Source organism: Mastigocoleus testarum BC008 (assembly GCF_001456025.1).
Lineage (GTDB): Bacteria > Cyanobacteriota > Cyanobacteriia > Cyanobacteriales > Nostocaceae > Mastigocoleus > Mastigocoleus testarum.
This window is the reverse complement of sequence record NZ_LMTZ01000085.1, coordinates 151,152-163,735: the sequence shown is the minus strand read 5'-3', so window position 1 is coordinate 163,735 and position 12,584 is coordinate 151,152. Positions and strand designations below refer to the sequence as shown.

Below are 12,584 nucleotides of genomic sequence, written 5' to 3'. Positions count from 1 at the left end.
AAACACATCCTTTACTTAGAAAATCTTGGAATATAAATTAATCTGTCTGTAAGCATTAAATAAGTTAAACACTAGTTAAACAAACAAAATATTAATTCTCTAAAAAAAATTTTTTTTAAACTAGTGTTGGCAATTCAAGCAAAGAAATATTAAGTAACCTTGATTTTTCTCGTTAAGTTAATACTCTATCAATTTGCTTTCAAATAACTCTTCTGCACCAACTGGTGGAGGTTTCATCAAGAGTTTTTTTGGCAAAAACTAGTACCTGCGGAAAAAAAAAATCTAAAAATAAAAATTCAAATGTTTTCCCGTGAAAATATAACTAAAAATTATATTACAAGAAAAATGTTCTTCTTTAACAAATTTATTGTATTAAAAAATGTTTTTATCGCTTAATAAATAGTGAAAATACTCACGTATGTTTATTGTTTTACAAACCTTTCAAGAGAAAAGACTCATTAAAATAAAATAATTTCATTTAGTTTAATGTATTCAGAGATACAGTTTTTTGATAATTTAATCAATAGGTACTCATTAATAGATGCATCAAACTTTGCTAAAGTAATGATTATCCAATTGGGATACTGGTTAAAGTTTTATATCAACAGATCGGAAAACTGTTGTTAATCCGGTCAGAAAAACGGTATGAAGCCAGTGTCTAATTTTGTTAATTAAAACTTCACTGCAAGGAAAGCCCCTGAGAAATGATAGAAGAGCAATCAGTACATCAAAATACAAAGAATTGCATTTTCCAGAGGCTATTGGAGTGAAATAAAACCTATAGTTATAGGCTTGTATAGCTTTGGTGCTATTGGTACTTTCCCTAAAAGTGCCAATTTTAGGTTTTATTAATTGAAATGTAGATAATATAAAGCAATGGACTCATGCTTGTTTTCAGGAGTTCAGACAATTTTTGGTTATACAAATAGCTGTCTGTCTTCAATGACATTGAAACCTATTATCAAATCATTAAGGAGAATCATAAAAACTATAACTACTGAGGAAAGTAAGCCAAGCTCAAAAATATTATCTTCCGGGAAGCATCACCTAGAAAATTATAAAACTAGATATATGCATCTCTCAAAAGATACAAATTTTAGAAGTTGTCTTGGTTCAATTTCCCAGAAGCTTAGATGTCAGGAACTGAGAGATAAATATCAGAGGAAAAAAAAATTATGGCAACAAAAAATTCCAACTAAGAAAATAAATCCTGGAGGGATGATTATTAACGATTATCTTTGTGCTTTTTTATCTTTTATCTACTTAACTCTAGGTGTTACGGGATTAAAAATGCTAATGATAATCAATGATCAAGAAAAATGGTTGCAGCGATTACCAAAACTTAAAGATTGTATTTCTCAATTAGCCCAGACAAAACGGATATTGATTTCGTTAAAAACCAAAATCTACAGAATCAGGTACAACAAACTGGAGTTTCTCACTACAGGTAAATTAGATGGAATATTATCAAATTTGACCCAAAACTGGATAAAATTAGGATTTCCTCCCTTAATAATAAGAAATAATTACACGTCAGAATGCAAATATAGGATTCAGCCTATTCTTGGGGGGTATACATCCCTTAGTCTTTACCTAGGAAAAATAGCTAGCGAAGTAGATATATCCATCCACAAATACATAAATAATAACTTGCGAATGTTGAGATTAGTGTCAACAAATTCGTATGACGAAATAAGTCGGATTAAGGCATGCCAAGACTATCGACCAGGGGACTATAAATATAGCAATCTTGCTGTTTTAAATCAAGTATCTCGGCTTCAAATATGTCTTCAGATAGATTCTGGTGAATTGGAAAAGAAAAATAGAATAATTTACTCGGGATTTACTGCATTACTGTCTTGTTACCCTAATTTGCAACAGAGAAGACTGAGTGATGAGTTGGGAAAAATAGTGAATACATACAATTATTCCCATCGTATTTCAACACCATTTAGTAAGGAATATATAAGAAAGTCTTGGAATGTCTTAACAAGGATTAGTACTAGAAAAGTATTAGGGAATATTTCCTTTGTCTTTTATCCTGATTTAGTAGCCAACACATTGAAAAATGTTTTATTCAATATCAGAGCTAGGCAAACTATTAGAACTGTTGGTGCAAGCGGCTCTGAGCAAAAGACTAGTATTAATCTCCCAATCGGATTGTACCGTCTTAAAAGTGGCAGAATCATTATTGACGGATATGACATTTACCTATTTTTTTTAAAGTTCTTGCAAAAGCAGTTAAGGGTGATACTGCAAGAATTTTTCTCCTCTCTAGTACTATTTTCAACCGCATAAGTTTATACAATTATAATCTTAACCTCGAGCCAAAATTTATAGTCTTTAAGCTCGTCGGATGATATATGTTTCATGCTGACATACATTTTGGGGTTATTGCACACTCTCAAGAGAATCGAAATCGTCTTGTATGCGGGAAAAACAGGAAAAAATAGTAATTCCTAGAGCCTTAATGACAAATCTTATGATTCTGATTTTAGATGAGGTTACTAGTTGTTTAGATACTAATTATCTCCACCTACCGCAACAGAATATATTTCGTTTTTTACTCACCTTAGTTGGCGTAGATAATACCTTTAGCAAGTTCATTGTGAGCTAAAGTTTACCTGCTCTGTGCAAAACTATTTTCGTCTTTTCGACATAATTGCAATTATTGCTCTGCTTCAGAAACAAATAACTGACAAAAGATTGATGACAACTAGTGACTTTTTCTTCAAGTCTAATTAGTATCAATCAATGACTATATGGCTTTGACTATCATAGGTATTTGAGTATCAAATGAAATAGATTTTCCTAACGATACATTGGTTACAGAAATTAGCTCTAGTGTTTATTAACTAATTAACAATAGAACTTAATGAAGATGATTTTTACTATTTTTGACTAAGTTAAAAACACTTATGTTGACATTTATTGTATTTATATGCAGAAAGAATCATTTGAATAAGTTTAGATGAAGTAATTATGGAGAAAAATCACTGAAATATAAAAAATATCCAATATTTATGACACCATTGTGATGGTATGATGAATAAATCAAGTTTGCGCCAATTTTATATAGAAAAATTATGATGTTCTAATGAAATTGTGCAGCAAATGAAAAAAGTTATCTACTAATTTAATTAATGCTGATTCATCAAGTATGAACCTGATATGTGAAGTAAATGATTATTTTTTACGACGCATAAATAGAGTAAAATTCCTCATTTTAGAGTCTTCATAATGAAAAAATGAATGTTAGATAAAAGTTAACTAAGGAAGGGACAAAAATTAAAGTTGCACAACGAACTAGTAGGTATATAAGCACAGTTAGTACATTTAATTAGGAGTATAAATAAGGTATATAAATGACACCACTAGAAGGACTAAATGACAAAAAATGAGGAAAATATACAATTGTATTTATGATTTATTTGAGATTCAAGAGCTAAAACAAATAACAGTATTATGAAGCTATGGATTATGTCACTACACAATTAGGATAAACTCGAACGATTATAAATTACTCAACATCTTGAACGTAAAATAGGATTAATTAGTAAGTTAATGAACTGTTCATCAAATGTTTTATATAGGTATGTTAATAAATTTAGCTATACTTCAATTATTTTTCTACTCAAGAGGTGAAGCTTTTGAAATTAGATAAAAGAGAAGTACTGCCCTCAAAATAGCAAGAATATACTATTTATAAATGCACAATTCCCAATAGTAAGAAAGATAGACCCAAGCATGTTGTAAATATCAAGTTGCTCGGAGGAAGTTAAGATGACGTAACAGAGAAATAGCTATCCTTGAAGTTCAAATAATTTTACTTGACTGTAGGATTAATATTTAACGGAGATATTGCTCTGCCAAAAGTGCTGAAAACAGGAAATAGCATGACTTATAGGAGCAAGTTTATAAGTGGTAATACTACTGAAATATCGAGTGTCTTGCAAATATTTCTAAATAACTCACATAACCATTCACAGAGTATTTTTTTGCTATCATAGATTTTTTGTAATTGTTTTAACTTGGGTGTAAATCACAAGAGAAAAAGCAAAAAATGTAGTACAATTCACAATTCCGGTCAGATATTAGTCGCAAATAAACTCATACATTTTTTAACCCCATAACTGAAGACTACAAAACTATGAATCAAGATATTGCTGGCAGTAGTAGTAATAATTTAGGAAAAACACTTAATTCTGAACAATTTGATCGAGTCATAGAAGCAATTCTGGCTGGAAAGTATTCTTGGGCTTGTGTCTTGATGCTACGTTTTACAGGTTATAACCCACTACATTACATTCCTTACCGAACTTACAATCGGTTACTCAAAGAAAACACTCCTGGGAAAAAGAGTAAGAATCAGCAGCAAAATAATAACGTTAAGGTTGCTCGAGAAAATTCTACAAAGAATAACCAAAGAAATGTCACACCCAGTTGCTTAAATCAAATAAAGGACTTACCTTATCTTGAAGTCGTGGGGAAGCAAAAAACTCAAATTAATGGTGCAAAACTCGAGCACTGGTTAGGAAAGAAAATCAATGAGTACCAATCAAAAAAATCAGAAGTTAAGTCAGCTACAGGTAGTAGTACTAACCCTTCCTTGAAGTTGTGTAATTTGAATTGAAGTCTCAACTAATTGCATAGATACAATAGTTGTGTATCATTTTTTGAAACATGTCATGCTGACAACAAAATAGCAGCATGACTTGTGCATGTAATGGAGTATATAATTTTATTCTTAAATACTGAATAATTAATAATTTATAGTCTATCAAAAATAATTTGCCATTTTGGCAATTAATTTTCATCGTCTTATTCTAAATTAGGCATAGTATTGTCAAGCTTGATATTTGCAAAACGATCAATTTTGAGAGGTAAATTTCGTATCTGGAGATGCGCAATGAAGATAAGTAAATATAGAAGTTAAAGATAATAGAAGTTTCTCATGATTCACTAAGCTATCTTCACTATTTATGGTGGTTCATTTTCTGAATATCAATATATTGGTAGGAAAGATTATACGTCTTATCTTTTCAATTATTGCTGCAGAAGTTGAAAAGTGGTGATTAATCCTAGTGATTTAATATAAACCTTCTATCTTTGTTTCTTAAATTCTTATGTTTACAACCTCTATCCTCCTAATAAAACAAATCGCTACTTATATGTGTAAGAAGTGATTATATTTTCTCTGGAAGCTATTGTATATAGTTTCCAGATTTTTTACTAAGACAAAGTAGGGATTGCGAACATCCTTACGACAAATATTATAAAGGTTTATCCTGCTTGCAAAAGTACTGCACATTCCAAAAAAATATTGTTGGATTTACATGTTTAATGAATTCCAACATCACTACTGTCTTATTTTTTGAGTTACTTACTATACTGCAACTATGTGAACTAGAAAATAATACAAATAAACTTGTTTAATACTTGATGAGTGTATAGATAAATAAATATATTACTTAAATGACAAAAATCTATATAGATAAAATGAAACTTCACCTTAAGATTGCATTGAGTTGTAATGAAGTATATTGCTCTTTTCCAACAAAATTATGCCTGAAAGCATAAGTTGAATCCTATACATTAAAGCCTCGAACACTACATAGCTGGTTTTTCTCAATTTCAGTTCCGTTCAAATAAATCTAAATTTTAGAACGCAGAGGTGGATTCTGTAGAAGAAATTTAATTCGTCACAATAAATACTTTACGATATACTCCTTCCAGACAATCATAAAGCAGATATTAGATCCATATATAATGAGATTTCAGTTAATGTATGCGACCCAGATAAATAGAGAACGATGTAAATTAGAATAAGTCTGAGCAGATAAGTCTATCTTTGTAGTATTTTTGATTACATTTTTATCTAAGAATTAAACTTATTACGTATTATTGTATGTGTTTATATTTTAGATTTATACTTTGAAAAAAAATATTTATTTTGTTTTTGTGATTGCCTAAAAACTAAATCTTTAGAGCCTTAGTGATAATTACTTAACGCTCTTAAATATTAAGATATTTTATTACACTAAGTTAAGTTTTTAAAGTTTCTGACAATTAATAGTAAAATTTAGGTGAAAACTTGATTTAAATTTAAAAAAAACTTGACTAAGTGTAGATATTTTTACTAAAAAGATGATTAAAGGTAATTTTTATTTACCACAAGCTATATAATGTAGTGGTTTTGTAAAAATAGCCACTTTTGTGTGACAATAACTTCATAATTTATTAACTGTCCTGTGCTGTGTGCTAGTCCGCTTTCCTAAAGCGGAAAAAAATCAAAAATTTTATCAAAAAAGTCAATCTTCTAGGATACTTAGAAGTTAGAGACTTACCCCTAATGACAAAGTTCAGTCACTCTGTTGAAGCTAAAGATAAGAACTGTTGAAAATTTTTATCTTAGTTAAGTAGATCTGCCCTAATTGGGATTAGACTATAGGTGTTCCAAAACATATATCTAGTATCAACTCTGAGATCATTTAATTTTGAAGGTGGAAAATTAAATGGTCGTAAGTAGGATTACTTATTGCATGTCAATCAAGCTAATAGGACGCTATTGGCTGGTACGATGTTTAAGTATGATGTATACTATGCTTGTAGCAATTCCTACTATCTCCTCTAAGGTACTGCTTTATAAAGGAAGATGCAAAGCCTACTTGAGTAAGAGTACTGAGGAAGATATGTCTCGTTTGAGTGCAGTTGGTCAAAATAAAGTCTATAGCAATGGAGTAGATTTATTCAGGTGAGGTGCATCATTAGGATCTTATTTTGAGTTTTAAAAGTCCGTAACAATAAAGATGAAGATTATGCCAAAGAATTATTAAGCTCCAGGACAATTCTTTTTAGACTTCTAAAATACTTAGCTAAGATACTAAGGCTTCTAGAATCCTTAGATCTCTAAAATACTAAGAGAATCTTGCCATCAGACGAATAAAACAAAATTTAAAATAGCGAATAACCGAGGACATGACCCCCAGACTACCAAAATCCTAGGGGTGTATCCAACGGTTGGTTGCATAATGTCAGATTGACTGCACATTTGGTGACAGTCAAGACAAAGTACAGCTGTCAAGCCTGGGTCAGAGGTTTATTTAACAGCTGTGATGGATTCATTTGTCTGTTTTGACGTTCTATTACAACTGAGAAGAATTATGACACATCACTTCAGTCAGCTACAAGTGTTTGTAGCCGGTCAAGCATTTTCGTTGAAAAATTTTCTTTATCTTTACAAATTTGTAAAGCGTGAGTTTTTTGGCTTGAAAAAAACTTATAATTTCCAACATAAGTATCATCTCAATACTTATTTCTTTTCAAGAACTGTTTTAATTGATGTCTATTCCGACAGATTCTTTGATATTGACATTAAACTTGGGGTCTGAGAATTCCAACTGGTATAGGAATATTGGTTGATTTGCGAACAAATAAATCCTGTAAAGATGCGACATGGTCACCTTAAGGTCATGCTAAGAATACCGCGTATCTACAATATTGTTTCTTACCTACGGTACGCTTACGCGTTTGGACGCACTACGTGTTAGAACGCGCTTACAGCGTTTGTTGACGCACTCCGTGAACATCTCCGGTGCCCCTCACAGCTTGCTGCGTGCAAACATCTTTGATGCGGCTAACGTGAATGATTCAGGATTTGTATAGCTAAAATATTGCTCAATTAAATAGAATACTTTTATTAAAGATGCCGTCAGTATTTTCACAAGTAGAACTGGGCGAATATATAACAAAGGTACTGGGTAAAGTACTTTCAAAAGAAGAGATACAAAAATGCCTGCAAACAGTAGAAATTATTGAACCAGTCGCAGCAATGCAGATCTGGCAATCAACACTTGCAGAACCGGGGATATATATAGTTATTGGAGGAAAAGTTCGGCTGCTTGATGGGGCAGATAATTTAGTTGCAACTCTCAAAAGTGGTTCATCATTTGGAGAAGCAACTTTATTTGGCGAAAATGAGTTTCAACCTTATGCTGCAAGGTCATCAACAAATTTGAAACTTTGTTATTTGAAGCAAGGAGAAATTAAAAGTCTAATAAGTAAGTATCCCGAAATATGTGATCGCTTGAGGAAAAGGGCTGAAAGTTGGGATTTACTGATGTTATGTCGCCAAAATTCTCAACTTTTAGGGAGTAAATCAACAGAAGCAACTATTCAAGCTTTATCGTTATTCAAGTCCCATTCTTTGAAGACTTCAGATGAAATATCTTTTCCCAAAAATGCTAAATTATCGGTTGTTCGACAAGGAGAGCTAATTAATCCTGAGGGGAAGAAATTAAATCCTGGAATTATTTGGAAATCTTCTCTTATTGAAGATAGTCTCTGGAAAGCAACAGGAACTACAGTGGCTTATAGTCTAAGTAATTCCGATTGGAATGAAGCCTTGAAATATTGTCCGGCGTTAAAAAACTTTATCGAATCTGAAACGCCAAATGAATCCATAGCAGAGCAAGGAAATATTCAACTGAAACCTTTGTCGGAAAGATTTCATAGAAGCAATAATGTAATTCCTTTTCGTTCACCAACTGCTAAGCGAAATAAAAAGCCGGAAAAACAACTTTTATTTCCTACTCCAAAGGTAAAAGTGAAGCATTGGTGGGAACGCTTCACTCAGCAATATCCATTTTATGCTCAGCAAAGTGCATCTGACTGTGGTGCTGCTTGTCTAGTAATGATTAGTCGCCATTGGGGTAAGCGTTTGAGTGTCAGTCGCCTACGAGATTTAGCAAATATCAATAGGAATGGAGCATCGTTACAGAGTTTAGCTGCTGCTGCAGAAAATATTGGTTTTGTGACCAGACCTGTTCGGGCTAGCTTCGACCGATTGGTGCAACAAACTTTACCTTTAATTGCTCACTGGGAGGGAAAACATTATATTGTCGTATTTGAAATTAATCCCAAACAGGTAATAGTTTGCGACCCGGCGATCGGTCAACGTGTTCTGACTCATAAGCAGTTTCAGGCTGGATGGACTGGTTATGCTTTATTGCTCCAACCAACAGTCCAATTTAAAGAAACTCAAGAAGAAACTAGCTCTATATGGCAATTCTTCGAATTGCTCAAGCCTCACACTAAAGTAATATTCGAAATTTTCGTTGCTTCTTTATTACTTCAGGTTTTTGGACTAATTACACCAATATTTACCCAATTATTACTAGATAGGGTCATTTTACAGGGTAGTAACGTCACCTTAACAGCCATCAGTTTGGGGTTAATTATTTTTGGTTTATTCCAAATCGTAATTAATGGTTTACGACAGTATCTGTTAGCTCACACCGCTAACCGTGTGAGTGTGGCTTTACTGGTGGGTTTTATTAAACATACTTTCCGATTACCGTTGGGCTATTTTGAGTCTCGTTATGTTGGAGATATAGTCTCGCGCATCCAGGAAAATAAAAAAATCCAGCGTTTTCTCACTGGTGAGACCCTATCAATTTTACTGGATCTACTGACAGTATGTATTTATCTTGCAGTCATGTTCTGGTACAACTGGTCTATGACGCTCCTGGTTTTGCTGATTGTACCCCCATTTTTCATTTTGGCTTTTGCAAGCACTAGTATTTTACGCCGGATGTCAAGGGAAATTTTTAGTGCTGGAGCCGCACAAAGCAGTTATTTGATCCAATCTCTGACAGGAATTCGATCCATTCGGTCAATGGCTATCGAGCAAACTGTAAGATGGCATTGGGAAGAACTGCTTAATGACTCTGTTAAAAAAAGCTTTCGGGCTGAAGTTGTTAGCAACCGCATACAAATAATTAGTGGTAGCATTGATACTTTAATGACTACTGGTTTGTTATGGTATGGTGCATCTTTAGTTATTAATAATCAACTAACTATTGGGCAATTGATTGCCTTCAATATGTTAATGGGCAATGTTATCAGTCCTTTTAAACGACTTTCGGTAGTCTGGAATCAATTACAGGAAATATTTATTTCTGTAGAGCGGATTAATGATGTTTTGGAGGCGCAACCTGAAGAGGATTTAATGTCCTCACCGCGAAAAAATTTACCCGCTCTTCAAGGTCATATTCGCTTCGATAATATTACTTTTCGCTATCATAGCGAAAGTGAAATTAATATCCTAGAAAATATTAGTTTTGAAATTCAGCCCGAACAAATGGTTGCAGTTGTTGGGCGTAGTGGTTCGGGTAAAACTACTTTATCGAAACTAATTTTGGGTTTATATCCTCCCAGTGACGGTAAAGTTTTAATTGACGGTAATGACATTACTGATATTTCTCTCAAATCTTTGCGATCGCAAATTGGTGTTGTCGATCAGGAAAGCTTTTTGTTTGGCGGTACAATTCGGGAAAATATCAGTATTGCTCATCGAGATGCACCTTTAGAAGACATTGTCGAAGCGGCTTCTCTAGCTGGAGCACACGAGTTTATTCAACAATTACCAATGGGATATGAAACCGAAATTGGTGAAGGTGGGGGAATGTTATCTGGAGGACAACGTCAACGTTTAACTATTGCTCGTGCGTTACTCGGTAACCCTCAACTATTAATTTTTGATGAAGCAACTAGCAGTCTGGATGCAGAGTCAGAACGCATCATTCAGAATAACCTCAAGACAATATTAAAAGGTCGTACTAGCCTGATAATTGCCCATCGTCTATCAACTGTCCGTAACGCCGATAAAATCCTAGTTTTAGATCGTGGCGTACTAGTTGAAAGTGGTACTCATGAAGAGCTAATTAATCGAAAAGGTCATTACTACTATCTCAACCAACAACAATTAGCACAGGCTGGTTAAAAATATTTATATTTGATGCTGAATATTTAAGTTTAAAAGTACGAACTTGAAAATATAGTTCTAAAAATATAGTCCTAAAAATATGGTCTTAAAAATATAGGCTTAAAAATATAGGCTTAAAAATATAAATCTAATGACCAATGACAATATTTATCTTTTAGTATCATTTGCTTATTTGATGAAACAAAATATCTTATGCCACAATCATCACACCATCAATATAATAATGCTGTTGTAAAGTCAGAAGAAGAAAATCCCTCTTCTGCTCACTCTAATAAATTTGAAGGGATTGCAGAAAGTACAGTTAAAAAAAATACAGACACAAAAACTAACTTAACTAGCCAAGAGCCTTTAGAAAGTAATGATTTACATTATGGAACAGAAGAACTATTAGATGCTTTACCGCGAGTCTGGAGTCGTTCTTTACTCTATTTGTTAGTAGGTTTTACCGCAGTTATTTTACCTTGGACAATGTTTTCAAAAGTTGATGAGACAGGTAGTGCTAGAGGACGTATTGAACCTCAAGGTGCAACACAAAAGCTAGATACTCCAACAGGTGGTAGTGTTAGTGCGGTGAAAGTCAAGGAAGGAGATGTTGTTAGAACTGGTCAAGTATTATTGGAATTGGATTCGGATGTCCTGAAAAACAATCTCGAAGAGATACAAGCAAGACTATCTGGATATAGAAACCAACTGGCACAATTGAAATTATTAAAGAATCAACTTCAATTGATAATCAGCACTCAAGAACAACAGAACCAATCACAACAATCGGAAAAAATAGCCCAGATTCATCAAGCACAGCAAAATTTAGACTCAAAGCAAAGTCTGTACAACATAAAAAAATTAGAAAGACAAGCTTTACTTGAACAAGCAAAACATAATGCTCAATCTAGCCATACAACACATCACATAGTTAAAAACCGTTTACGGCGAAATCAAGCAGAAGTCCAACGCTATCAAAAACTTTTGAAAGCAGGAGCTGTTGCACCAATTAAAATTGTTGAACTTGAAGATAAAGCTGAAGAAAGTCAACAATTGCATCACAAATCTTTGTCTGAAGTTAAACAAACCAAACTGCGTCTAAAAGAAGAAGAAAATCGTTACCAAGTAGTCATTGAGCAAGCAGCTTCTGAAATTAAACAAGCTCAACTTCGTTTGGTCGAACAACAAAATAGTCACAAAAGTTTGAGAGATAGCGGAAAATTATCATTACTGCGTACTCAAGAACAACTTAAAGAAATAGAACGCCAAATCATTCACGTACGATCGCAAATTGCGCAAGTTCAAAGTCAAAGTACTTCTTTAAAAATTAGATTGCAGCAACATGTAGTTCGCTCTCCAATTGATGGAGTAGTTTTTGAATTACCTGTATCTAAACCGGGAGAAGTATTACAAGCAGGTCAACGAATTGCCCAAATTGCCCCAAAAAATGCCGATTTTGTCCTTAAAGCTCATATCGCAAGTCACGAAAGTGGTTTTACGAAGGTAGGAATGCCGGTCAAAATCAAGTTCGATGCTTATCCCTACCAAGAATATGGAGTAATGGAAGGTCGTGTGAAATGGATTTCACCAGACTCAAAAGCTAAACAAACTCCAAAAGGTAGTATGGAAAGCTACGAATTAGAAATAGGTTTGAACAAACAGTTTATTAAAAATGGAAATAAAAAAATCAATTTAACTCCCGGTCAAACAGGAACAGCTGAAATTGTGGTTCGCCAGCGTCGGGTAATTGACTTTATTCTTGATCCTTTCAAGAAGCTACAAAAAGGTTCTTTAGAGCTTTAACTGTCAAACGGTT

5 protein-coding genes are annotated in these 12,584 nt (G+C 33.3%); all 5 read left to right on the top strand.

Annotated features, from left to right (window positions below):
- Window positions 1–942: 942 nt before the first annotated feature.
- The 5 genes from BC008_RS14480 (at window position 943) to BC008_RS14455 (ending at window position 12,571) form a co-directional block, all read left to right on the top strand.
- A complete protein-coding gene (locus tag BC008_RS14480) occupies window positions 943–2,298 on the top strand; it encodes a P-loop NTPase family protein (protein ID WP_058183627.1) in 1,356 nt (451 codons plus the stop codon).
- A 1,852-nt stretch (window positions 2,299–4,150) separates the two neighbouring features.
- Window positions 4,151–4,633 carry a HetP family heterocyst commitment protein gene (locus tag BC008_RS14470; protein WP_027841821.1) on the top strand — a complete coding sequence of 161 codons (483 nt, stop codon included), beginning with the start codon at window positions 4,151–4,153 and terminating at the stop codon, window positions 4,631–4,633.
- Between the two features lie 1,909 nt (window positions 4,634–6,542).
- Window positions 6,543–6,758 carry a hypothetical protein gene (locus tag BC008_RS48350; protein ID WP_153009589.1) on the top strand — a complete coding sequence of 72 codons (216 nt, stop codon included), beginning with the start codon at window positions 6,543–6,545 and terminating at the stop codon, window positions 6,756–6,758.
- A gap of 947 nt (window positions 6,759–7,705) precedes the next feature.
- A complete protein-coding gene (locus tag BC008_RS14460; protein WP_027841823.1) occupies window positions 7,706–10,783 on the top strand; it encodes an ABC transporter transmembrane domain-containing protein in 3,078 nt (1,025 codons plus the stop codon).
- 195 nt (window positions 10,784–10,978) lie between these two features.
- A complete protein-coding gene (locus BC008_RS14455; RefSeq protein ID WP_082650555.1) occupies window positions 10,979–12,571 on the top strand; it encodes an HlyD family efflux transporter periplasmic adaptor subunit in 1,593 nt (530 codons plus the stop codon).
- Window positions 12,572–12,584 lie beyond the last annotated feature (13 nt).